6 protein-coding genes are annotated in these 26,544 nt (G+C 66.2%); all 6 read left to right on the forward strand.

What is annotated here, in order from left to right; genetic code table 11:
- The first annotated feature begins 99 nt into the window (after positions 1-99).
- Entirely contained in the window at positions 100-516 is a 417-nt protein-coding gene (locus tag CH283_RS05445) for a hypothetical protein (RefSeq protein ID WP_094639122.1), read from the forward strand.
- Positions 513-2,003 carry a sensor histidine kinase gene (locus CH283_RS05450; RefSeq protein ID WP_255183095.1) on the forward strand — a complete coding sequence of 497 codons (1,491 nt, stop codon included), beginning with the start codon at positions 513-515 and terminating at the stop codon, positions 2,001-2,003. The genes CH283_RS05445 and CH283_RS05450 overlap by 4 nt, the downstream gene beginning before the upstream one ends.
- A gap of 123 nt (positions 2,004-2,126) precedes the next feature.
- Positions 2,127-3,626: an SLC13 family permease gene (locus tag CH283_RS05455; RefSeq protein WP_255183096.1), complete on the forward strand. Its 1,500-nt coding sequence runs from the start codon at positions 2,127-2,129 to the stop codon at positions 3,624-3,626.
- A gap of 30 nt (positions 3,627-3,656) precedes the next feature.
- Positions 3,657-4,850, forward strand: a complete 1,194-nt coding sequence (locus tag CH283_RS05460) for a glycerate kinase family protein (protein WP_094639123.1) — start codon at positions 3,657-3,659, stop codon at positions 4,848-4,850.
- An 88-nt stretch (positions 4,851-4,938) separates the two neighbouring features.
- Positions 4,939-5,364: a PPOX class F420-dependent oxidoreductase gene (locus CH283_RS05465; protein WP_068051470.1), complete on the forward strand. Its 426-nt coding sequence runs from the start codon at positions 4,939-4,941 to the stop codon at positions 5,362-5,364.
- A gap of 283 nt (positions 5,365-5,647) precedes the next feature.
- Complete coding sequence (locus tag CH283_RS05470) at positions 5,648-26,518, forward strand: non-ribosomal peptide synthase/polyketide synthase (RefSeq protein ID WP_255183097.1); 20,871 nt, start codon at positions 5,648-5,650, stop codon at positions 26,516-26,518.
- Positions 26,519-26,544: the final 26 nt, after the last annotated feature.

The following is a 26,544-nucleotide window of genomic DNA, read 5'->3' on the forward strand; positions in this document are numbered from 1 at the left end:
CACCGGGTTCGCGGACGAAAATTCGGTCTCGACCCGGACATGAGAACTCACTCATGTTGCCCTCATCGGCGTCTCACTCGTTCGAGACAGTGTGGTGATGTGAAGTTCGCACCCAAGATCGCCGTCCTGGCGGCCGTGGTGATCGTTCCGGTGGGCGTAGCACTGGCGAGCACCGTACTCGCCGACACCCCACAGCCACCGAGCTTCGAGCCGCGAGTCACCGTCGGAGTCGCGGCACCGAGCGCATCCCAGACCTCCGGCGAGGCACCGCCCCCATCGGACACACCGCCCTCCTCGACCGCGGCCCCCTCGGTGGCCGAAATCCCTCCCGCGGCCACGGGCCCGGTGGGCGGTACGGCTCCGGATGCAGCGGAGCCGCCGGCAGCACCGCAGTCCATCGTCGTCCCTGCCCCGCCTCCCGTCGAAGTCATTCCGGACGGTGATGACGATGACGACGACGTCGGTGGCCAGGACGATGCGGATGGCGACGACGATGTGGAAGACGACGACGGGTGAACTCGACCGAGAAACTGATCGACGGCAGTGATGCCCGCACCGAGGTGCTCGCTCGGAGGGGACCTGTGCCCGAGCCTGCGCCTCGTCGTCCCCGGGTGGGAACCCGTGTTCCGGCGCGGGTGCGCATCCTCGGCTGGCTGTTGTTCGTCATGGCACTGGCCATGCTGGCCGTGGGGGTTGCCGTCCGAACGATCCTCCTCGCCGATGTCGAGAGAGACACTGCGGTGGCGCTCTACCAAGAGATCGGCGAGTTCAGCGAGTTCGCTGCGACCGGCCGGGATCCGGACGACGGGTTGCCGTTCGGCGATGTCGCCGATCTGCTCCAGTTGCACCTACAGCGCCAATACCCGGACGACGACGAGATCCTGTTCGGCTACACCGATCGACTGCTGCGTCAGGAGCGCAGCGGCCCGGGAGATCTGGTCGCCGACGCGGCCGTCGTATCGGCGATCGTGGACTCACCCGACAGTGTGGGATCGACGCAGACTTCGGAAGGTGAAGTCGCCTGGGCGAAACAGGTCGCCGAACCTTCCGGCGGAGGCCAGGCCGGAACTTTCGCGATCGGAATCCTCGTCGACCGCGAACGCGCGGACGTGTCCGACACCGTTCGTGTGGTGATCGGAGTGTCACTGATGGCACTGCTGTTCACCGGCGGCATCGCCTGGGTCGTGGCCGGGCAGATTCTTGCGCCCGTGCGTCTGGTTCGGCGGACCGCAGCCCAGATCACCACCGACGACCTGTCCAGGCGGATCGAAGTGGACGGCCGAGACGACGTCGCCGAACTCGCCGACACCTTCAACGACATGCTCGATCGATTGGAGTCCGCGTTCGCCGCGCAGCGACAATTCGTCGACGACGCGAGCCATGAGCTTCGTACGCCGATCACGATCGTGCTGGGGCATCTCGAACTGATGGGTGATGACCCACGCGAGCGCGAAGAGACGGTCCGGCTCGTCACCGACGAGTTGGACCGAATGAACCGGATCGTGGAAGACCTGTTGCTCCTCGCCAAAGCCGAGCGGCCGGATTTCGTGCACAAGCAACCTGTGGATCTCGAGACCCTCACGCGCGACATCGACGCGAAGGTACGCGCGCTCGCCGACCGCGACTGGATACTGGGGCACGTCGGCACGGGCTCGGTGCGGGTCGATCCACAACGAGTCACGCAGGCAGTGCTTCAGCTGGCGCAGAATGCGGTGTCGCACACCGGCCCCGGTGACCGAATCGTCGTGGGCTCCGAGCTCGCCCTGGACCGAGTTCTGTTGTGGGTGAGCGACACCGGTCCCGGTGTGTCCAGCGCGGACGCGCCGACCATCTTCGAACGATTCGCGCGCGGCACCAGTGCTTCGCCTCGCTCGGACAACGGCGGAGCGGGTCTGGGCCTGAGTATCGTGCGAGCGATCGCCGACGGGCATCACGGAGCCGCGACACTCGACAGTCGGCCTGGTGCAGGTGCGACATTCGGGCTCGACCTGCCGGCACGGTGAGCGACCGACGGTTTCGTTCTGCCAGAAATGTTTCCACGTCACCCACGGCAGTGGAACGGCACATGAAAGAACGCTCATGGAACGTTCATCGACGTTTCATCGGACGGACCGAGACTGGTCACCATGAACACGGTCAGCTACAGAACGCAGCCACCTCCTGTCCCGGAACCGATGCGCTCGTGGCACTTTCGCGATCTGTTGACCCGCCGACTGGTCCAGGGTGTCATGAGTTCGGTTGCGCTGCTGGTACTCCTGGCCGTACTCGCCGGCGCGGCGCAAGGGCTGCCCAGCGCCGGGCGTACCACGCTCGTGGTCTTCACCGCAGCTGTCGCGCTCTGGGTGTTCACGAAGATCGACGACACCTACGTAGCTCTCGGTGCGGCACTTGGTCTGGTACTGACCGGTGTGGTGAGCACCGACGCACTGTTCGACACTCTCGGCGAGGAGACCATCTGGCTTCTCATCGCGGCATTCATCATCGCCGCGGGAGTCCGCGAGTCCGGTTTGGCAACGCGCGCAGCAGTGTTCATCGTCAGTGGCGCGCGTAGCGTACGCCAGCTCGCCCATCTGGTGACGGCCGCGTTGATCGTGACCGCTTTCGCGATCCCCGCCACCTCGGGTCGCGCGGCCCTTGCGCTGCCGGTGTTCTTGGCGTTGGCGCAGGCGCTCGCCGAGCGCAAGCGGGTGGTGCGGGCGTTGGCAATCCTGTTTCCTACCGTCATCCTGCTGTCCGCGGTGGCGACGCTCATCGGGGCGGGGGCGCATCTGATCACCAGCCAGGTGCTCGAGAGTGCGACGGGTACCGGGATCAGCTTCACCGCGTGGCTGTTGCTCGGTGTGCCGCTGGCCGTGGTCAGCAGCCACTGCGCCGCCGAACTCGTACTGGCGCTGTTCACCGATCGGGAGGATCGCCGAATACCGTTGACGGTGAACGTATCCGACATGGCGTCGCGACTCTCGACACCGGTGACGGGACCGCTGACCATCGCGGAGAACCGGGCCGCGACGCTGCTGGCCGTCGTCATCGTGCTGTGGTGCTCCGAACCGTTGCACGGCGTGCACCCCGCCATCATCGCCCTGCTGGGCGCCTTGATCTCCACCTCGCCGCGGGTGGGTACCACCGACTTCGGAAAGGCGCTCGCCACCGTGCCATGGTCCCTGCTGCTGTTCATGGCGGCAACGCTGGCCCTCGGGACCGCGTTGACGACGTCCGGTGCGGCAGGGTGGCTCTCGGACGGGCTGTTCACGTTGGTTCCGATCGGCTCGGCACCGCCCTGGGTGTTCATCGCGGTGGTGATCGTGCTGTCCGTGGCCTCGCACCTTCTCATCCAATCTCGCTCGGCACGTTCGTCCGTCCTCGTTCCGCTCGTCGTCACCACGGCTTCGGCGCTCGGAGTCGACCCCATGGCCGCGGCCTTCGCGTCGACGGCTGCAGCAGGCTTCTGCCACACCATGCCGTCCTCGGCGAAGCCGGTGGCAATCTTCGCCGAAGCCGAAGGTGTGGAGACGTATTCACCGAAGGACCTGCTACGCCTGTCCGCCTTTCTCGCGCCGCTGACCGCAGGGACCGTGCTGTTCTTCGCCGTGTTCGTGTGGCCGCTGCTCGGCACCCCCATCTCCTGATCTCCCACCCTCGAAAAGGAATCGATCACCATGCCGTCTTCCACCCCACTCCGATTCGTCGTCGCCCCGTCGGGGTTCAAGGAATCTCTCGGTGCCGACGAGGTTGCAGCGGCCATTGCCGCTGGTATTCGCCGGGTGGTGCCCGGGGCCATCGTCAACTCGGTCCCCCTCGTCGACGGGGGTGAGGGGTCCGCCCGCGCCCTTGCCGGTGCCACCCTGGGCAAGGTGATCGACACCGTCGTGACCGGGCCGGTGGGCAAGCCGGTCGATTCCCATTTCGCTCTGCTGGGAACGGACGGGCCGGTCACCGCGGTCGTGGAGATGGCAGCAGCGGCCGGTCTGTCGCTGGTTCCGCGAGACATGCGCGACCCGACGGTGACCACGAGTCGCGGAGTCGGTGAGCTCATCCGCACCGCCCTCGACTACGGTGCCGAACGAATCCTGTTGGGCTGCGGCGACTCCGGCACCTCGGACGGCGGCGCGGGGCTTCTGCAGGCGCTCGGAGTGCGACTCCTCGATGCCGAAGGCCTCGAATTGGGCGACGGCGGAGGCGAGTTGACTCGGCTCGACCACATCGATGTATCCGGCCTCGATTCACGGCTGAGTCCGGGAAGCGGTGTGGAGATCAGGGTCGCATGCAACCCACACAACATTCTCTGTGGGCCCGGCGGAGTCGCCCGAATCTTCGCACCGCAGAAGGGGGCCAGCTCGACGCAAGTGGAGATCCTGTCGGCTGCGATGGACCGCTGGGCCGAGGTGTTGGAGCGTGACGTGTCGACGCGGCCGGCCGGTCTGAACCTCCGCACCGGGCCCGGTACCGGCGCGTCCGGCGGGATGGGGGCAGGCGTGGCAGCGGTCCTGCGGGCCGAATTGCTACCACGCTTCGAGGTGATGCTCGATCATGTCGACCTCGACAGCCTCATCGCGACAGCAGACCTGGTGTTGACCGCCGAGGGGTCCATCGACAAGCAGACGCCGAAGGGGAAGATCCCGACGGAGGTCGCCCGCCGAGCCAAGCTTCACGGCAAACCTGTGGTGGCGCTCGCGGGAACCATCGGTCTCGACGCCCGCGCCAACTACGACTCGGGTATCGACGCCTTCGCCGGCATCCTCCCCTCACCGGTCGAGTTGGTCGAGGCGCTCGAACGGGGTGCCGAGTTCCTGACCGACGCCACGGAGCGAGCGATGAGATTGCTTCTGGTCGGAGCGACTCTCGGCCGGTGAGGCCGGAGCAGCGTGAATGGATCTCGTGGACCTGCCGAAGTGTCCGCCATCGCCGATTCTGTCGGACCACCCGCGTAGCGTGTCTGCGATGACGTCGATCACCGATCCGCGCGTACGCGAGTTTCTGTCCACGGGTACCCGCACCGGCAAGCTCGGGTACCTGGCCTCCGACGGCAGGCCCCTGGTTGCCCCGGTCTGGTTCATCGTCGAGGGCGACGAGATCGTGTTCAACACGGGGGCCGACACCGCGAAGGGAAAGTCGATTCGCCGTGATCCCCGCGTGGTGCTGACCGTCGATCTCGAAGAGCCGCCGTACGGATTCGTCCAGGTGCAGGGCATCGCGTCGGTCGACGAGGATCCCGCCGAGTTGCTCCGCACCGCCACCGAGCTGGGGGCTCGGTACATGGGCCGCGATCGCGCCGAGGAGTTCGGCGCACGCAACGGTGTTCCGGGCGAATTGATCGTTCGGGTGACACCGAACAAGGTGATCGCCGCTTTCGACATGACGGCATGACGAGCGACGGTCTTCGCCCGGTCGGCACTGTAGATTGACCGGGTGCCGAATCGAGTCGGAGTGTGTCGGGTGAGCTCGGATCGGGTATCGACTTGTAACAGTCCGGTACATACGGACGGATATGTACTGAAAGGTAACTTCGAGTTGTTTCCGGTGAGAAAATAGAGAACGAAGTAAGCAACTTGCTCGATGTGTTCGGTGCCTGCCGATCGCTGCTCGTGTGGCAGCCGGTGGGGGCGCGTGTGATTGTGGGAAAGAGAGGCTTCGATTGGACCCGCTAGGTGTGGAAGGTGCTGGACACGACGACGGAGTCGGCAGTTCCGAGCATTCGTCGTTCCCACTGTCACCGGCCCAATTGGGAATGTGGTTCGCGCAGCACGTGGACCCCTCGGTACCCGCGAACATCGCCCAGTACATCGAACTGCACGGCGACCTCGACGTGGAGCTGCTTCGCCGAGCATCCTCGCAGGCGGCACTCGAACTGCAATCGGGATTCGTGCGCATCGTCGAGGTCGACGCCGAGCCCCGGCAGATCGTCGACCCCACCCTCGACGATTCTCTGAACTACCTCGATCTGCGCGGTGAGGCCGATCCGCGAGCAGCGGCCCTGGCGTGGATGCACGGCGACTACAGCGCGCCGATCGACATTCTCCGCGACCGACTCATCGCGGCGACCGTCCTGCGCCTCGAGGACGACGTGTGGTTCTGGTACGAGCGCGTGCATCACGTGGTGCTCGACGGTTTCGGTGCCGTCACGTTCATGAACCGTGCGGCGGAGCTGTACACCGCAGCGGTGGAAGGTACCGAGCCGAGCAAGAACCTGGCATCGGATCTGACCAAGGTCTACGACATCGACGTGGCATACCGTGATTCGACCCGTTTCGAGGCCGACCGCGAGTACTGGGCGTCACGCATCGACGGCATCGACGGAGTCACCACTCTCGCCGGGCACACGGCTCCGCCGGCAGCGAAGAGCCAGATCGACAGCACAGCTCTGTCCACCGAGACGATGGAACGGCTCGAGGCTCTTCGTGCCGAGACGGACACCACGATGGCAACCATCGTCATCGCCGGCTTCGCCGCCTACCTCGCCCAGATGACCGGACGAGAAGACGTCGTACTCTCGCTGCCGGTCACCGCACGCACCACCGCTGTACTTCGCCGTTCCGGCGGCATGGTCTCCAACGTCGTTCCCCTTCGGCTCGACGTGTCGGGAGACACCACCGTCGAGACGCTCTTCGCGCGCGTCAACGCCGAGGTCTCCGGGGCCCTGCGCCACCAGCGTTACCGGCACGAGGACATCCGGCGCGATGCAGGCTCGGCCAGTGGTCAGGCCTCGTTCTTCGGCCCGTGGGTCAACATCATGCTGTTCTTCGGCGAGGTGCGCCTCGGGTCGATGGTCGGCGGCATCAACATTCTCTCGACCGGCCTCATCGAGGATTTCGGGCTCAATCTGTACACCAGCGTCGCCGGGTCCACCACGCACATCGACTTCGAGTCGAACCCCAATCTGTACGGACCGGAACAAGCCGGCCGGAACCACGAACGCTTCGTCGATTTCTTCGCCCGCTTCGTGGCGTCGGGACCGAAGGACGCGGTATGGGATCTGGCACTGACGGACGGTCTCGAACGCGAGCAGGTCGTGGACCGGTGGAACGACACCGAGCACGAGACCGAGCCACGGACTCTGCTCTCCGCATTCGAGGCCGCCGCGGCCGCGAACCCTGATGCGACAGCCCTGGTGTACGAGGGCGAGGCGCTGACATACGGTGACCTCTCGGCGCGCGTGAACGGCCTCGCTCGCCACCTGATCGACATGGGTGTGGGTCCCGAGACGCTCGTCGGACTGTCGATTCGCCGTTCTTTCGACCTCGTCGTCGGCATGTACGCGATCGTCGCGGCGGGCGGTGCCTGGGTGCCGATCGACCCCGACCACCCCGCGGATCGCACGGCCTACATTCTGGATTCCGCACAGCCGCGGTGCGTGCTGATCTCCTCCCGCGACGAGGTGGCGCTGCCCGAGGGAACCGAGACGGTTGCGGTCGATCTCGTCGACTGTGCCGCGAGGTCCACGGCACCCGTTCGGGATGTCGAACGCACTGCGCCACTACGACTTTCGAATACTGCGTACGTGATCTACACGTCCGGTTCCACCGGACGGCCCAAGGGTGTCGCGGTCGAACACGCGGCCATCCACAACCAGATGGAGTGGATGCTCTCGGAGTATCCGATGGACGCCTCCGACGTCTATCTGCAGAAGACGGCCACCACCTTCGACGTCTCGCTCTGGGGATTCTTCCTGCCGCTGCGCGTCGGCGCGACGATGGTGCTCGCCACCCCCGACGGGCATCGAGACTCGGTCTACGTGGCCAACAAGATCGCCGAACATCGGGTCACCGTCACCGATTTCGTGCCGTCGATGCTGACGGTGTTCGTGGCCAATGCGCCGATGGGCACCTGCAGTTCGCTGCGCCACGTGTTCGTCATCGGTGAGGCCCTGCCGGTCGAGACGGCAGCGTCGTTCCGCGCGCTGTGCTCGGCGGGGCTGCACAATCTCTACGGCCCCACCGAGGCCGCGGTCTCGGTCACCTATCACCCCAGCGGACCGGAGGACACCCGCACCGTTCCGATCGGTGTCCCCGAGTGGAACACCAGGGCCTTCGTTCTCGACGGTCGGCTGCGACCCACCCCGATCGGCGAATCGGGCGAGCTGTACCTCGCCGGAGTCCAGTTGGCGCGCGGCTACGTGGGCCGACCGGATCTGAGCTCGGATCGCTTCGTCGCCAACCCCTTCGGCACCGACGGCGAGCGGATGTACCGCACCGGTGACCTCGTACGCTGGCGTAGCGACGGAGTGCTGGACTACATCGGACGAACCGATTTCCAGGTCAAGTTCCGCGGCCAACGCATCGAGCTCGGCGAGATCGAAACGGTTATGCTCGCCAACGAATCCATCTCGCAGGCAGTGGTACTGGTTGTCCAGACGGTCACCGGTGATCAGTTGGTGGCGTATGTGGTCGCGGCTCCCGGGCGATCCATCGAGTCGGCCACGGCGATCGAGTTCGCCGGTCACGCCCTACCGTCGTACATGGTGCCTGCAGCGGTCGTCGTCCTCGACGCCCTGCCGTTGAACACCAGCGGCAAGCTCGACCGAAAAGCGTTGCCGGAGCCGGTGTTCAGCAGTGCGAAGAAGTACCGGGCTCCGCAGAGCCGAGCGGAGTACGTCGTCGCGGGCATCTACGAGGATCTGCTCGGAGCCTCCAAGGTCGGTCTGGACGAGGACTTCTTCGAGCTCGGTGGCAACTCTCTGATCGCCACGCAGTTGGTGACGCGAGTCGGCAGCGCTCTCGGTGTGCGCCTCGGTGTCCGTGAGCTGTTCGAGGCTCCCACGGTCGGCGCACTCGCGGCCAGGGCCGAATCGGCGGCCCGGCTCGGGGCGGACACCCCGGTTCTGGAGTCGCGGGAACGCCCCGAGCGTATTCCGCTCTCACCTGCGCAACAGCGGATGTGGTTCCTCAACCGCTTCGACCCGACCACCGCGGCGTACAACCTGCCGTTCTCCGTTCGTCTGACCGGCCCGCTGGACGTGGTGGCGCTGTCTGCCGCATTCGCCGACGTCGTCGATCGACACGAAACGCTGCGCACCGTCTACCCCGAAGTGGACGGCTCACCGGAACAGGTCGTACTCACGGCCGCACGGACTCCGGCGACGATCCTGCCGGTCCGCATCGAACGCGACGAACTGGGTGGACGGCTGCACGAACTGGTCGCCAAGGGATTCGACGTCACGGTCGACACACCGTTCCGCATCGCACTCTTCGAGATCTCACCGACCGAACACGAACTCGCGATGGTGCTCCACCACATCGCCGCCGACGGCGCGTCGTTCGGCCCACTGGCGCGGGACGTGCTGGTGGCGTACTCGAGCCGCGTCAAGGGGCGCGCACCCGAGTGGACCCCTCTCGAGGTCCAGTACGCCGACTACGCGTTGTGGCAGCGAGCGGTGCTCGGTCCCGAGACCGATCCGCTGTCTTTGGCGTCGCGCGAAATCGCCTACTGGAGCGCGACTCTCGAAGATCTGCCCGATCAACTGGCGCTGCCGTCGAGCAGGCCACGGCCCGCCGTGTCCTCGAACGCGGGCAGCAAGCTCCGGGTCGACGTTCCGGCGCATCTGCATGCCTCGCTGGCGAACCTGGCCCGAGCGAACAACGCCTCGCTGTTCATGGTCGTGCAATCGGCGTACGCGCTGCTGCTCGCCCGGCTCAGTGGTACCACCGACATCGCCATCGGTGCGCCCGTGGCCGGTCGGGGAGAGCCCGCTCTCGACGACCTGGTCGGCATGTTCGTCAACACGCTCGTACTGCGCACCGAGGTCGACCCGGCGTTGACCTTCGAGGATCTGCTCTCGCGCGTACGAGACACGGATCTGTCCGCGTTCGCGCATGCAGACGTGCCGTTCGAGCGCCTCGTCGAGGTGCTGAACCCGGTCCGCTCGACGTCTCGGCACCCGCTGTTCCAGGTCGCGATCTCACTCGAATCGGCGATGTCTCGTGAACTCACCGTCGGCAGCCTGCGCGCGGAAGCCGCCGAATTCGATGTTCCCATCGCCAAATTCGACATACAGCTGTGGCTGACCGAGCACCTCGACGACGGAGCGCCCGCGGGTATCGATGCGGTGTTCGAGTACGCAACGGATCTGTTCGACGAAGATCTCGTCGAGAGCTTCGCGCGTCGCTTCCTGGCGATTCTGGACGCGGTCACAACGGACGCGACAGTGCCGGTCGGCGACGTCACGATCGTCGACGCCGCGGAGCACCGTGCCGTGGTGTCGCAGTGGAACGTCTCGGGAGACGACGTCTCACGAGAGCTGACCCTGGTGGATCTGCTCGATGCAGCAGCCGCGGATCACCCCGACGCCGTCGCGGTGCGGTTCGGTGGCTCGTCGATGACCTACGCGGAGTTCGATGCGCAGTCCAATCGCCTTGCGCGCGTTCTCGTCTCGCACGGCGTCGGCCCCGAAAGCCTGGTCGCCGTAGCACTTCCTCGGTCGGCGGAACTGGTCGTCGCGCTCGTCGCGGTGATCAAGGCCGGCGGTGGATACCTCCCCGTCGACCCGAGCTACCCACTCGACCGGGTCGAGTACATGCTCGACGATGCTCGCCCCACCACCGTTCTGTTGTCCGGCTCGGACCGAGTCGAACTGCCGTCCGACGTCGAATCACGTACCGGCGCAGCGCTGCTCGATATCGACACCGTCGATCTGTCCTCGGTGTCCGACGATCCCGTCACCGACGAGGATCGGACTGCTCCGCTGCGGCCCGACAACGTCGCCTACGTCATCTACACCTCGGGTTCGACGGGGCGTCCCAAGGGCGTGATGGTTCCGCATCGCAACGTCGTTCGGCTGCTCGACAACACCGATTCTGTCTACGGCTTCGGTGCCGACGACGTCTGGACGATGTTCCACTCCTACGCATTCGACTTCTCGGTGTGGGAGCTGTGGGGACCGTTGCTGTACGGCGGCACGTTGGTCGTCGTCGACTACTTCACCTCACGGTCGCCGGAGGCATTCCACCGACTGCTCGTCGACGAGCAGGTCACGGTGCTCAACCAGACGCCGTCGGCGTTCTATCAGCTCTCCGAGGCCGATCGCACGACGGCGACCGCGCACGGCGAATTGGTGCTGCGGTACGTGATCTTCGGCGGCGAAGCCCTCGAACAACGACGGCTGACCGGCTGGTTCGAACGGCACGGGCACAGTGCGCCCCAGCTCGTCAACATGTACGGCATCACCGAGACGACCGTGCACGTGTCCTACCGTGCGCTCGATGCCGCGTCCGTCGAGACCAGTGCGTCGGTGGTCGGTAAGCCGATCGCCGGGCTGCGGGTATTCGTACTGGACACTCGCCTGCACCCGGTTCCGGTCGGGGTGCCCGGTGAAATGTACGTCGCCGGTGGACAACTCGCCCGCGGTTACCTCGGTCGCCGGGAACTGACGTCGGTCCGCTTCGTGGCGAACCCGTTCGCGTCGGGAGCCGACGAGGGATCGCTGCTGTACCGAACCGGTGACCTCGCACAGTGGAACGCCGCAGGCGAACTCGAGTACCTCGGACGTTCCGACGACCAGGTCAAGGTGCGCGGATTCCGCATCGAACTGGGTGAGGTCGAGGCGGCGGTGTCCGCGCAGCCGACCGTCACCCAGGCCGCCGTGGTCGTGCGCGAGGACTCGCCCGGTGCAGCTCGACTGGTCGCCTACGTGGTGTCCGCCGCGGTCGAGGGCAGACCGATCGTCGACATCGAAGACATCAGAACCGGTATCGCAGAGGTACTTCCCGAGTACATGGTGCCGTCGGCTTTCGTCGTGCTCGACTCGATCCCACTGACCGTCAACGGCAAGCTCGATCGCCGGGCACTGCCGGCTCCGGTGTTCGAGGTGCGCGAGTTCCGCGCCCCGACCACACCGATCGAGGAGATCGTCGCCGACGTCTTCGCCGACGTTCTCGGCGTGGAACGCGTGGGTCTCGACGACGACTTCTTCGAACTCGGCGGCAACTCGCTGATCGCCACGCAGGTGGTCTCGCGCCTCGGAGTCGCTCTCGATGCGACCGTGCCGGTGCGCATGCTGTTCGAGGCATCGACCGTAGCGCTGCTCGCGGTACGGGTGGAGCAGGCCGCAGGGGAGGGCGGCCGCGTCGCGCTCGTCGCAACCGTGCGGCCCGAGCGCATTCCGCTCTCGCTCGCGCAGCAGCGAATGTGGTTCCTCAATCGATTCGACGCCGATTCGACCGCGTACAACATTCCGTTCGCACTGAGACTGACCGGCGAACTCGACGTCGCCGCGTTGCAGGTGGCGATCATGGACGTCATCGACCGTCACGAATCGCTGCGCACGGTCTATCCCGACACCGCGGCCGGCCCGCAGCAGACCATCCTCGACGCCGCGCAGACGGTGCCGAACCTGATGCCCGTTCCGACGTCCGCGACCGATATCCAGCGGCAGGTCTTCACGCTCGCGTCGACGACGTTCGACGTGACGGTCAACGTTCCGATTCAGGCTCGCCTCTTCGAGATCGGTCCCCGCGAGCACGTCATCGCCATGGTGGTGCACCACATCTCGGCCGACGGCTGGTCGATGGGTCCACTGGCCCGCGACCTCATGATCGCGTACGCCTCACGCACCGCGTGGGAGAACCCGGCGTGGATGCCGCTCGAGGTGCAGTACGCCGACTACAGCCTGTGGCAGCGTTCGGTTCTCGGCTCCGAGGACGATCCGCACTCGCTGATCTCCGGTCAGGTCGACTACTGGGCCGACATGCTTGCCGGTCTGCCCGACCAGCTGGACCTGCCGACCGATCGGCCGCGCCCGAACCGTCAGTCGTACCAGGGATCGTCGATCCGATTCGAGGTACCGGCCGAGGTCCACCGAGGCCTGTCCTCGCTGGCCCACACGCACAACGCATCGCTGTTCATGGTCGTGCACGCCGCTCTGGCGGTACTGCTCGCGCGCCTGTCCGGCACCGAGGACATCGCGATCGGTACCCCGGTCGCAGGCCGCGGCGACGCAGCCCTGGACGACGTGGTCGGCATGTTCGTCAACACCCTCGTGCTGCGCACCGACATCGAGTCGGGTCGCACGTTCTCGGAGCAGATCGGCCGCGCCCGCGAGGTCGCGCTCGGTGCGTTCGGGCACGCCGATCTGCCGTTCGAGCGCTTGGTCGAGGTGCTGAACCCGTCCCGGTCGCAGGCGCGGCACCCGCTGTTCCAGGTGATGCTCTCGTTCGAGAACCTCACTCGTACGCACGTGGACCTACCCGGACTGTCGGTGGACAGCGTCGCCCTCGATGCCGAGGTGGCGAAGTTCGACCTGCAGCTGACCGTCACCGAGTCCATCGGAGTGGACGGTCGCGGACAGGGCATGGCAGCCGAGTTGACCTACGCGACCGATCTTTTCGACGCCGCGACGGTCCGAGGATTTGCGGAACGCTTCGTGCGGATGCTCACGGCCGTGGTCGCAGATCCCTCGCTGTCGGTGGGAGACATCGACCTACTCGACGACGGCGAGCGCGAGCGCGTCGTCACGGCGTGGAACCGGACCGAACACGACGTGCCGAAGCAGGTGACGTTGGTCGACCTGTTCGACCGTCAGGTCGACCGGACCCCCGATGCACCGGCTCTGGTGTTCGAGGTGGAGCGGCTGACGTATGCGGAGTTCGCTGCGAGAGCCAATCGTCTTGCGCGACATCTGGTGTCGACCGGTGTCGGGCCCGACTCCCTCGTGGGGCTCGCCATCGGACGCAGCCTCGACCTGTTCGTGGGTATGTACGCGATCGTCAAGGCCGGAGCCGGGTACGTTCCGATCGATCCGACACAGCCGGCCGATCGCAACGAATACATCGTGGCCACGGCCGCACCGGTCCGAGTGCTGTCCACCACGCGAGATCACGTGGAGTTCGCCGGGGTCGAGACGATCGACATCGACACACTCGACGTGTCCGACATGTCCTCGACGCCGTTGACCGACGCCGACCGTGCAGCCCCGCTGCGGCCCTCGAACATCGCCTACGTGATCTTCACGTCGGGATCGACAGGTCGCCCCAAGGGTGTCGGGGTCTCGCACGAGGCGATCGTCAACCGCCTGCTGTGGATGCAGCACGAGTATCGGCTGAACGCCGACGATGTGGTGCTGCAGAAGACTCCGTCGACCTTCGACGTCTCGGTGTGGGAGTTCTTCTGGGCTCTGCAGAACGGCGCATCGGTCGCCATCGCTGTTCCGGACGGTCACCGCGACGCGATGTATCTGCTCGACGTCATTGCGCGCGAACATGTCTCGGTGGTGCACTTCGTACCGTCGATGATGTCCGTCTTCGTCCCCGAGGTGGAGCGACGCCGAGCATCGGGTGCCACACTGCGGCTGGTGTTCGCATCCGGCGAGGCACTGGCTCCCACCACGGCTCGTGCACTACGCCGAGCGGTGAAGGGAGTCGAGCTGCACAACCTCTACGGTCCGACGGAGGCTGCCGTCGACGTCACCTATCACGCTGTCACGGACGAGGATTCGGACGTGATGCCGATCGGTGCGCCGGTGTGGAACACCGCCGTGTACGTGCTCGACTCGCGGCTGAATCCCACTCCCGTCGGTGTCGCAGGTGAGCTCTATCTCGCAGGTACACAGCTGGCTCGCGGCTACGTGAGCCGCCCCGACCTGACCGCGGATCGCTTCGTGGCACATCCGTTCGCAACGGGCGGGCAGCGCCTCTATCGGACCGGCGACGTGGTGCGGTGGAACCGTGACGGCGAGCTGGAGTACGTGGGTCGTTCGGATTTCCAGGTGAAGCTGCGCGGCCTGCGCATCGAACTCGGCGAGATCGAATCCGCATTGCTGGCACAACGCTCCATCTCTCAGGCAGTCGTCGTGGTCCGCAACGACCAACTCGTCGGGTACGTCGTACCGTCCGGTGCCTCGGTGGAGACCGGAGCCGTCCTCGGTGCCCTGCGCTCTCGACTCGCGGAGTACATGGTGCCGTCGACGCTGATCGTGCTCGAGGAGTTTCCGCTCGGTGCCAGCGGAAAGCTCGACCGCAAGGCTCTGCCCGATCCCGCTTTCGAGGTGACCGAGTACCGGGAACCGACCAACGACATCGAACGCACCGTTGCGGAGGTCTTCGCCCAGGTCCTCGGAGTCGAGCGCGTCGGTCTCGACGACGACTTCTTCGAGCTCGGCGGAAACTCCCTCATCGCAACACAACTGGTGTCACGACTGGGCGTCGCCATGGACACTCGAATTGCGGTCCGAGAGCTGTTCGACACCTCCACGGTGGCCGATCTGGCCGCGCGGTTGGGCACACTCGTCGCCACCGGAAGCCGTCCGCCGCTGGTGCCTCAGCAACGGCCGCAACACATTCCGTTGTCGCTCGCGCAGCAGCGGATGTGGTTCCTGAACAAGTTCGACGTCGAATCCGCAGCCAACAACATCCCGATCGCCGTGCGACTGTCCGGTCTGCTGGACCGTCGCGCAATGCAGATCGCGGTCGCGGACGTCGTGGCTCGGCAGGAGTCCCTGCGCACGGTGTTCCCGGAGACCGACGGAACCGCACATCAGGTGATCGTCGACGCAGCCACGGCCACACCGGATCTGACGCCCGTCGACATCGCCGCGCACGAGGTCGCGGATGCGTTGCGAGAACTGGCGACCACCGGATTCGACCTGTCGAAGGACCTGCCCTTCCGAACCAGGCTCTTCGAGGTCAGCCCCACCGAGCACCTGCTGGTGTTCGTCGTCCACCACATCGCGGCCGACGGGTTCTCACTGGGCCCGCTCACCCGAGACGTGATGAACGCGTACGCGGCTCGCTCGCTGAACCAGGAGCCCTTCTGGTCTCCGCTGCCCGTCGACTACGCCGATTACAGCCTCTGGCAGCGCGAAGTACTCGGTTCCGAGGACGACCCGCAGTCGGTCGTCTCGCAGCAGATCGACTACTGGACAGCCACGCTGGCCGGCCTTCCGGATCAGCTCGACGTGCCGTCCGACCGACCGAGGCCTGTCGTGGCGTCGAACCGTGGCGCGCTCGTACGCTTCTCCATCGACGAAGATCTGCACCGCGCGCTGATCGATGCCGCCAGAGCAGAGAACGCCTCGCTGTTCATGGTGGTGCACACCTCGTTGGCCGTACTGCTGTCGCGGTTGTCCGGCGAGGCCGACATCGCGATCGGCACCCCGGTCGCCGGTCGCGGTGAGGCCGCCCTCGACGACTTGATCGGCATGTTCGTCAACACGCTGGTGTTGCGCACCGAGATCGACACGTCACGGCGATTCGACCAGGTTCTCGCCGATACCCGCGAGACCGACCTGTCGGCTCTGGCCCACGTGGACGTACCGTTCGAGCGGCTGGTCGAAATTCTCAACCCCGCCCGATCCACGGCTCGGCATCCCCTCGTGCAGGTGGTACTCGCGTTCCAGAACCTGGGACAGAAGGATCTCGAACTGCCGGGACTGTCGGTCTCCGGTGTCGATTTCGAGACGCTGGTCGCACTGTTCGATCTGCAGTTCACGTTCGTCGAGTCGATCGGACCGAGCGGTGCTCCGCAGGGCATGACCGTCGACGTCACCTACGCCACCGATCTCTTCGACGAAGCCACGGTTGTCACGCTTGGCGATCGGTTGATCACTGTTCTCGAAGCCGTCGCCGACAACCTCTCGACCGTGGTCGGCGACATCGAGCTGCTCGAGCCCGTCGAACGCAGTCGGGTGCTGGTGGAGTGGAACGACACCGCGCACGAGCTCGACCGGGCACAGACGTTGGCCTCGCTCGCCGGACAGGTCGACTCGACCTCCGCCGCACTGATTTTCGAGGGCGACACGCTCGGCTACGGCGAATTCCAGGAACGGGTCTCCCGTCTGGCGCGGTTCCTGATCGCCCGCGGTGTCGGACCCGAAAGCGCGGTGGGCATCGCTGCCCGTCGCTCGGTGGAACTCCTCGTCGGCATTCACGCGATCATCGCCGCCGGCGGTGCGTACGTACCGATCGATCCGGACCAGCCGACCGAGCGGATCGCACACATTCTCGGAACCGCGGAACCGGTCTGCGTGCTGACCACCTCACGTGACGCGGTGGAAGCCGACGGCTACGAGGTGCTCGATATCGACACCCTCGATCTGTCCGGCTTCTCCGATGCACCGATCACCGACGCGGACCGAATCAGTGCGCTCGCACCGTCCAACACCGCCTACGTCATCTTCACCTCGGGTTCGACCGGGCAGCCCAAGGGCGTGGCCGTCTCACACGAGGCGATCGTCAACCGCCTGCTGTGGATGCAGTCGGAGTACGAGCTGAGCCCCGATGACGTGGTGCTGCAGAAGACCCCCGTCACGTTCGACGTGTCGGTGTGGGAACTGTTCTGGCCGTTGCAGATCGGAGCCACGTTGGTCATCGCCAAGCCCGACGGCCATCGTGACCCTCAGTACCTGCTCGAGACGATCGAGGCACAGTCGGTCACCACGGCGCACTTCGTACCCTCGTTGCTCGAGGTCTTCGTCTCCGTCGTGGCAGCTGCGCCGTCGCCTGCGGCCGGCTCTCTGCGGACGCTGTTCGCATCAGGAGAGGCGCTGCCCGCCGAGGTCGGCGATAGGCTCCGTCGCGTCCTGCCGGGCGTGGCTCTGCACAACCTCTACGGCCCCACCGAGGCGGCCGTCGACGTCACCTACCACGCAGTGACGGAGGCGGACGTCGACCTCGTCCCGATCGGTGTCCCCGTGTGGAACACCAGAACGTACGTCCTCGACGCTCGACTGTCTCCGGTCGCTCCTGGGGTTGCCGGCGAGCTGTACCTCGCCGGAGTTCAACTGGCCCGCGGATATCTCGGACGAACGGACCTGACGGCCGATCGATTCCTTCCCGACCCGTTCGGAGAACCGGGCTCGCGCATGTACCGCACCGGTGACCTGGTGCGCTGGCGCGCGGCGTCCCCCGGTTCGGGACGGTTGGAGTATCTGGGCCGCACCGACTTCCAGGTCAAGCTTCGAGGACTGCGCATCGAACTCGGCGAGATCGAGACCGTGCTGCGCAAGCATCCGTCCGTGGAATCCGCCGTCGTACTGGTTCGGCAGACCGTCGCCGCGGGCGATCAGCTGGTCGCCTACGTCGTACCGACGGTCGGCGGGACCGTCGACGTCGCCGAACTGACGGAGTTCGCGTCGCGTTCGCTCGCGAGCTACATGGTCCCGGCCGCGACCGTCGTGCTCGACGCGCTGCCATTGACGCCCAACGGCAAGCTCGATCGTCGCGCTCTGCCGGAGCCGAATATCGAGCAGCGTGTGTTCCGTGCACCGACAACGACGTCGGAAACCGTTGTAGCCGAGGTCTTCCGCGATGTTCTCGGTATCGATGTGGTCGGTGCCGACGACGAGTTCTTCGCGCTCGGCGGCAATTCCCTCGTGGCCACGAGAGTGGCGTCGAGAATCGGCGCGGCACTCGACACCACGGTGACCGTGCGGACGATATTCGAGGCATCGACCGTGTCCGCCCTGGCGGCCAGGCTCGACGAGCTCTCGGGTTCGGGCCGTCGAATTCCGCTGGTGCGCACCGACTTGCCGGATCTGGTGCCGCTCTCGCTCGCGCAGCGCCGGATGTGGTTCCTCAACCGGTTCGACCCGGAGTCCGCGACGGAGAACCTCCCCGTCGCCATCGAGCTCAGTGGCAATCTCGACATCCCCGCTCTGCGCGCGGCAGTGGCCGACGTGATCGAGCGGCACGAGTCGCTGCGAACGGTCTACCCCGAGGTCGACGGTGTGGCCTCCCAGGTGATCGTTCCGGCGGAGCGGGTGGTTCCCGATCTGATGCCGACTGCGACCACCACAGCCGAACTGCCGGCGGCGCTGGCGGCGCTGGCCATGGGCGGGTTCGACGTCACCGCGGAGCCGCCGTTGCGTGCTGCGCTGTTCGAGCTGGGCTCGGACCGCCACGTTCTGGCGTTCGTCACCCACCACATCGCTGCAGACGGCTTCTCGATCGGCCCCATGACTCGGGATCTCATGGTCGCGTACGCGGCCCGGAGCGCGGGCACCGAGCCCGGTTGGGCTCCGCTCGCCGTCCGCTACGTCGACTACACCCTCTGGCAGCAGGCCGTTCTCGGTTCCGAGGACGATCCGTCGTCACCGGTCTCGAACCAGATTCGGCACTGGACGAGGGCATTGGCGTCGCTGCCGGACGAGGTCACCTTCCCCGGCGATCGCGCCCGCCCGGACAGGTCGTCGTATCGCGGCGGCAACATCACGCTGGCCCTCGACGCAGCCACGCACGGACGCCTCGGCGACGTGGCCCGCGCCAACCAGAGCTCACTGTTCATGGTGCTGCACTCCTCGCTCGCCGTGCTGTTGGCCCGGCTGTCCGGTGAGACCGACATCGCGATCGGTACTCCGGTCGCAGGGCGCGGTGAGGCCGCGCTCGACGACGTCATCGGAATGTTCGTCAACACGCTGGTGCTGCGGACCGACATCGATCACGGCGGCGCGTTCACCGAGCTGCTGGCTCGGGCACGCGAGACCGACCTGTCGGCGTTCGCCCACGCCGAGGTGCCGTTCGAGCGGCTCGTCGAGGTACTCGACCCACCGCGGTCGGCGGCTCGGCACCCGCTCGTCCAGGTGATGCTCACCGTGCAGAACATGGAGCAGACCGAGCTCGAACTCCCCGGCCTGAGCGTGCGCGGAGTCGATCTCGACGTCGAGACGGCCAAGTTCGACGTTCAGTTCACGTTCACCGAGAACCACGTCGACGGCGGCATGACCGTCGACGTCACCTTCGCTCGCGATCTCTACGACGACAGCACAGCGCGTGTGATCGGGGAACGCCTGATCCGCGTCCTCGAGTCCGTGGCAAGCGATCCGGGTCAGCGAATCGGTGACGTCCCCGTGATGGACGACGCCGAACGCGGCCGTGTTCTCGCACTCGCCCAGGACGCGCCTGCCGTTGCCGATTCGCTCGACACGATCGTCGATCTCTTCGCCGCTCGGGTGGCCGAGGACCCGGACGCTCCCGCAGTGGTGTTCGAGGGTGCCTCCAGGAGCTACCGAGAGATCGACGAGTCCTCGACGGCACTGGCGAGAATTCTCGCCGGCCAGGGGGTCGGGCCGGAGTCGCTGGTGGCCGTCGTGCTGCCGCGTACCGCCGATCTCGTCGTCGCACTGCTCGCGGTGCTCAAAGCCGGCGGTGCCTACGTTCCGATCGATCCGTCCTACCCGGCCGACCGTATCGAGTTCGTACTCACCGATTCTCGTCCGGTGGCCGTCCTGACGTGGACCGGTGTGGACGTGGAGCTCCCCGCAGCGCTTCCCCGGATCGATATCGACACCGCCTCGACGGTGGGCGACGTGTCGGTGGCCGAGCCGATTCCGGCCACCGCGGCTGCGACGGCGTACGTGATCTACACCTCGGGCTCGACGGGCAAGCCCAAGGGCGTACTCGTTCCGCATCGGAACGTCGTACGGCTGTTGGCGAACACCGAGCGGCACTTCGACTTCGGTCGAGGCGACGTGTGGACGCTGTTCCACTCGTTCGCGTTCGACTTCTCGGTGTGGGAACTGTGGGGCCCGCTCACCACCGGCGGCAGCGTCGTGGTGGTCGACTACTTCACCTCCAGGTCGCCGGAAGCGTTGCGAGAGCTGCTCGTTCGTGAGCGCGTCACCGTTCTCAACCAGACTCCGTCCGCGTTCTACCAGCTCGATCAGGTCGATCGGACCGCAGGCTCGACAGGCGACTATTCGTTGCGGTACATCGTGTTCGGTGGCGAGGCGCTGGAACTGCGACGACTGGCCGGTTGGTTCGATCGTCACGGCGACGAATCCCCGCAACTGGTCAACATGTACGGCATCACCGAAACCACCGTCCACGTCTCGCATCGCGTCGTGGACGCGCAGTCCGCAGCGCAGGCTTCGGGATCTCTGGTGGGACGCGCCATCTCGGGGCTCTCGGTGTACGTACTGGATTCGCGACTGTCCCTGGTGCCAGCGGGCGTGCCGGGGGAGATGTACGTCTCCGGTGGTCAGGTTGCGCGCGGGTATCTCGGCCGAGCCGGTTTGAGCGCAACGAGGTTTGTCGCCGATCCTTTCGCAGGCGACGGATCGGTCCTGTACCGCACCGGCGACGTGGCACGGTGGTCGACCGACGGCGAACTCGAATTCGTCGGTCGCGCCGACGATCAGGTCAAGATCCGCGGTTTCCGAATCGAGCTGGGCGAGGTCGAATCCGCCGTCGCGTCCGCTCCTGCCGTCGGGCAGGCCGCAGTGATCGTGCGCGAGGACACTCCCGGTGCCGCACGCCTGGTTGCCTACGTCGTGCCCGCGGCCGAGTCGACCATCGACATCGACGTCGTCAGGGCAGCGATCGGGGAGCACCTTCCCGAGTACATGGTGCCCTCGGCGTTCGTGGTTCTCGATGCGATTCCGTTGACCGGCAACGGAAAACTGGACCGACGAGCGCTGCCCGAACCGGCTGCGCGCACGCGTGAGTTCCGGCCACCGACCACTCCGGTGGAGGAGATGGTCGCCGACGTCTTCGCCGACGTTCTCGGAGTGGAGCGCGTCGGTCTGGACGACGACTTCTTCGAGCTCGGCGGCAATTCGCTGGTGGCAACGCAAGTGGTGTCCAGGCTGGGTGCCGCAGCGGACACCACTGTCCCCGTCCGCGCACTGTTCGAGGCCCCGACCGTCGCGGCTCTGGCAGCGCGGGTCGAGCAGGGTTCGGGCGCAGGCGCGCGTCCGGCGCTGGTGGCATCGACGCGACCGAGCCGAGTACCGCTCTCGCTCGCGCAGCAGCGGATGTGGTTCCTCAACCGCTTCGATTCCGAGTCCACGGCGTACAACATCCCGTTCGCGCTTCGGCTCAGCGGGCGTCTCGACGTCGACGCGTTGCGGCGTGCCGTCTCCGACGTGATCGAGCGTCACGAGACTCTGCGATCGGTCTACCCGGATTCACCCGAAGGCCCGCATCAGGTGATCGTGCCGATGTCCCAGGTGGCCACCACCCTCGAGGTGATCGACACCGACGCGGAGTCGGTGACCGCGCAGGTTCTGGAGCTCCTGTCGGCGACGTTCGACGTCACCACCCAGGTTCCGCTGAAGACCGCACTCTTCCGAGTCTCGAACACCGAATTCGTACTCGGCATGGTCATCCACCACATCAGCGCCGACGGTCTGTCGGTGATGCCGCTGTCCACCGACGTCATGACCGCATACGCCGCGCGCACCCGTGGTTCCGATCCGACGTGGGCACCGTTGCCGGTGCAGTACGCCGACTACGCGCTGTGGCAACGGCAGGGTCTCGGATCCGAGGAGGATTCGGAATCGATTGCTGCGCAGCAGATTCGGTACTGGGAAAGCGCTCTGGCCGAGCTGCCCGAGCAGATCGAACTACCGCTCGATCGCCCGCGACCCGCCGAGCAGACCTTCCGGGGCAGCCGCGTCGACTTCCGGATCGACGCAGCCGCGCACGCTCGACTGACCGAACTGGCACGCGCACACAACGCGACGGTGTTCATGGCCGTGCACGCGGCGTTCGCCGTGCTGCTCTCGCGCATGTCGGGATCGTCGGACATCGTCGTCGGAACTCCGATCGCGGGTCGCGGCGAAGCGGAGATCGAGAACCTCGTCGGGATGTTCGTGAACACGTTGGTGCTGCGGCTCGACGTGGCGGGCGGTGCGAGCTTCGAGGACCTCCTCGACGCGGCTCGGGAAACCGATCTGCAGGCTTTCGCCAACTCCGACATACCGTTCGAGCGGCTCGTCGAGGTCGTCAACCCCACCCGGTCGACGGCGCGTCACCCGCTGTTCCAGGTCGGCTTCTCGTTCCAGAACTTCGCGCGCCGAGAATTCGAGCTCGACGGACTGGATATCTCGGCCCTGGACACCGAGACCGGAACGTCGCAGTTCGACCTGCATCTGATCGTCTCCGACGCATCGAGCGGCGACGAGGCGTCGGGCGGGGCCGATGCGTTGTTGACCTACGCGACCGACCTGTTCGACGAGCGCACCGCGCGTTCGCTCGTAGCCCGGTTCGAGGCCGTGCTCGACGCTGTCACAGCGGCACCGTCGACCCCGATCGGCGATCTCGATCTGTTCCTCGACGGTGAGCTGCCCGCCATTGTCGAGGAATGGAACGACACCGACCGCGAGTTCGATTCGGCAGATGGCACCACGCTCGCCGATCTGTTCGCGGGCTCGGCAGCGCGCAACGGTGACGCCGTTGCACTCGTGCACGACGACGGCACACTGACGTACGGCGAGTTCTCCGAGCGGGTGTCGCGTCTGGCCCGTCATCTGATCGGTCTAAGTGTCGGACCCGAAGTGCCGGTGGGGCTTGCCATTCGGCGTTCGGTGGATCTGCTCGTCGGCATGTACGCCGTCTCCGTGGCCGGAGGTGCCTATGTTCCGATCGATCCGGATCAGCCGGCCGAGCGCAACGCGCTCGTGTTGGAGACCGCAGCTCCGCTGTGCGTACTGACATCCGGTGCTGTCGGCCCGGAGATCTCCTCTGCAGCAACGGTCGTCGATCTGGCGCAACTCGATCTCGAGGGCTACTCGTCCGCGCCGGTCGAGACCTCCGAGCGCTGCGGTGAACTCTCCGCCGACACCACGGCCTACGTCATCTTCACGTCCGGCTCCACCGGCCGGCCCAAGGGCGTGGCGGTCTCGCACGGCGCAGTGGTCAACCAGTTGAACTGGCTGCGCGCGGAGTACGGCCTCGACGGAACCGATGCGTCTCTGCTCAAGACCGCAGCGACGTTCGACCTGTCGGTGTGGGAGTTCTGGTCGCAACTGACCTCGGGTGGGCGACTCGTCATCGCGAACCCGGAGGGTCATCGCGATCCCGACTACCTGCTCACGCTGATCCGTCGGCACGCGGTGACGACGTTGCATCTGGTGCCGTCGATGTTGTCGATGCTCGGCACCGTTGCCGCGGGCGAGCTGTCACCCGATCTGCGACGTGTCCTGGCCATCGGTGAAGCACTACCCGCAGCGGTGGCACAGGACTTCCGGCGGCACAACGGTTCCACCGAGCTGTTCAACCTCTACGGCCCGACCGAGGCTGCGGTGTCGGTGACCTCGCATCCGGTCACCGATGCCGACACCGTCACCGTGCCGATCGGCGTGCCCGAGGCAAACACCGCCGTGTTCGTGCTGGACTCGCGCCTTCATCCGGTTCCTGCCGGAGTCACGGGAGAGCTCTATCTCGCCGGTGCGCAGCTGGCGCGAGGATATTTCGGCCGAGCAGACCTGACCGCCGAACGGTTCGTCGCGAATCCGTTCGACGCGAACGGAACGCGGATGTATCGCACGGGCGACCTCGTGCGCTGGCGGATTCCGCTCGTCGACGACGCACCCGCGGCGGCCCGCCTCGAATACATCGAGCGTGCCGATTTCCAGGTCAAGATTCGCGGCTTCCGCATCGAACTCGGTGAGATCGAGGCAGCCCTGCGCACACAGGCGACGGTGGCCGACACCGCCGTCGTGGTGCACTCCGGCGAATCGATGGGGGACCAGTTGGTCGCCTACGTCGTCGGTACGTCCGGAGCAGTACTCGACGTGGCGAGTGTCGAAGCCGAACTCGCCCGCGCCGTGCCGTCGTACATGGTTCCGGCAGCGTTCGTCGTCCTCGATGCCCTTCCGCTCAACGCCAACGGCAAACTGGATCGACGGGCACTTCCGGCACCGCAGTTCGAGGTTGCCGAGTTCCGCGCCCCGGTCACTCCGGTCGAAGAGATCGTCGCGGCCACCGTGGCGGAACTGCTCGGTCTGGACCGTGCCGGACTCGACGACGATTTCTTCGCGCTCGGCGGAAACTCTTTGGTCGCAACGCAATTGGTCTCGCGGCTGGGCCAGGCTCTCGACGCCCAGATCCCGGTGCGAGCTGTGTTCGCGGCCTCGACCGTCGCAGGCCTGGCCGCCCACATCGCCCCGCTCGTCGGGGGCGGTGCGCGCCGAGAACTGACCGTTCGTGAGCGGCCCGATCTGCTTCCACTCTCGATCGCTCAGGAAAGAATGTGGACGATCAACCGGATCGACCCCGGTTCCTCGGCGTACAACATTCCTGTCGCGGTCCGTCTGACCGGCGCACTCGACGTCGACTCCCTGCGTGGGGCATTCGACGACGTTCTGGGGCGCCACGAAATTCTGCGCACGGCGTACCCCGATTCTGTGGACGGGCCGGTGCAGCAGATCGTTTCCGTCTCCGAGGTAGGGGTCGATCTGACGCCCGAGCGGGTGGAACCGGATGCAGTGATCTCCCGCCTGACCGAGACCCTCGGTGCCGGGTTCGACGTCACGAAGTCGGTGCCGGTGCGCGCTGCGTTGCTGCAGGTCGCCGACAACGAGCATGTGCTCGCCGTGGTGGCACACCACATTGCTGCCGACGGTTTCTCGATGGGTCCGCTGATCCGTGATGTCATGGTGGCGTACACCGCTCGGATTGCGGGGGAGATGCCGGCATGGACGTCGCTGCCGGTCCAGTACGCCGACTTCGCGCTGTGGCAGCGTGACGTGCTCGGCAGCGAGAACGATCCCGAGAGTCCACTCGCGAAGCAACTGGCGTATTGGACGACCGAGTTGGCAGGAGCGCCGGAACAGTTGGCACTTCCGCTGGATCGGCCGCGACCGCCTCGCCCGACGATGCACGGTGCCTCGTACGAATTCTCGTTCGGCACCGACATCGCATCGGCGATCGAGAAGATCGCTCGCGAACACTCCGCGACGACGTTCATGGTGGTGCACAGTGCCTTCGCCGTGCTGCTCTCGAGGCTGAGCAACTCCTCCGACATCAGCATCGGCACACCCACTGCCGGTCGCGGTGAACAGCAACTCGACGAGCTCGTCGGCATGTTCGTCAACACGCTCGTGCTGCGAACTCGACTCGATCAGGGCGGCACGTTCGCCGAGCTGCTGCAGCAGGCCAAGGACAAGGATCTGGCAGCGTTCGGCCACGCCGACGTCCCGTTCGAGCGGCTCGTCGACGCACTGGGCCGGGCGCGGTCGAGTGCCTACACTCCGCTGTTCCAGGCGATGCTGACGTTCCAGAACCACGTGACCGGATCGTTCGAGTTGCCGGGTCTGCACGTGCAGGCCTTGCCCGCGGGCGACGACCAGGCCAAGTTCGATCTGCAGCTGACCGCCGTCGAACGATTCGACGACACCGGAGCACTGCGCGACATCGAGGCGACGTTCACCTACGCGACGGCGATCCTCGACGAGTCGTCGATCGCGACGTTCGCAGATCGGCTGCTGCGGATTCTGAATGCCGTGGTCTCGGATCCGGATGTGGTGCTGCGGTCCATCGACATCCTCTCCGAGGAGGAGAAAGCGGAGTTCGCACCGCGAACCAAGCCCAAGACGGTAGACGATCTGCCGGATCTGATTGCCCGCGCAGCGGCCGTCGCACCCGATGCGGTGGCCCTCGAACACGAGTCGACGACGGTCGATTTCGCTGCTCTGCACGCCAAACTGGCTCAGATGTCGGCAACGATGGGCTCGGCGATGAAGCCGCAGGCTCTGGTGACGGTCACTCTGTCGGCACTGGTTCCGGGGATCTTGCCCGCCCTCGGTGCGGAGGGGCTGAACACCGCTCTGGCATCGTTGATCGAACGGGCGGAGTCGGTGATCGCGTCGTCGTGACGAATGCCGAGCTCGCCGGTTGTGCA

The organism is Rhodococcus sp. 05-2254-2 (assembly GCF_002259095.1).
Taxonomy (GTDB): Bacteria; Actinomycetota; Actinomycetes; order Mycobacteriales; family Mycobacteriaceae; genus Rhodococcoides.

Excerpts from the sequence above, each read along its gene's own strand:
- CH283_RS05460 (WP_094639123.1), top strand. The coding sequence starts at position 3,657 with ATGCCGTCTTCCACCCCACTCCGATTCGTCGTCGCCCCGTCGGGGTTC.
- CH283_RS05455 (WP_255183096.1), top strand. The coding sequence starts at position 2,127 with ATGAACACGGTCAGCTACAGAACGCAGCCACCTCCTGTCCCGGAACCG.
- CH283_RS05465 (WP_068051470.1), top strand. The coding sequence starts at position 4,939 with ATGACGTCGATCACCGATCCGCGCGTACGCGAGTTTCTGTCCACGGGT.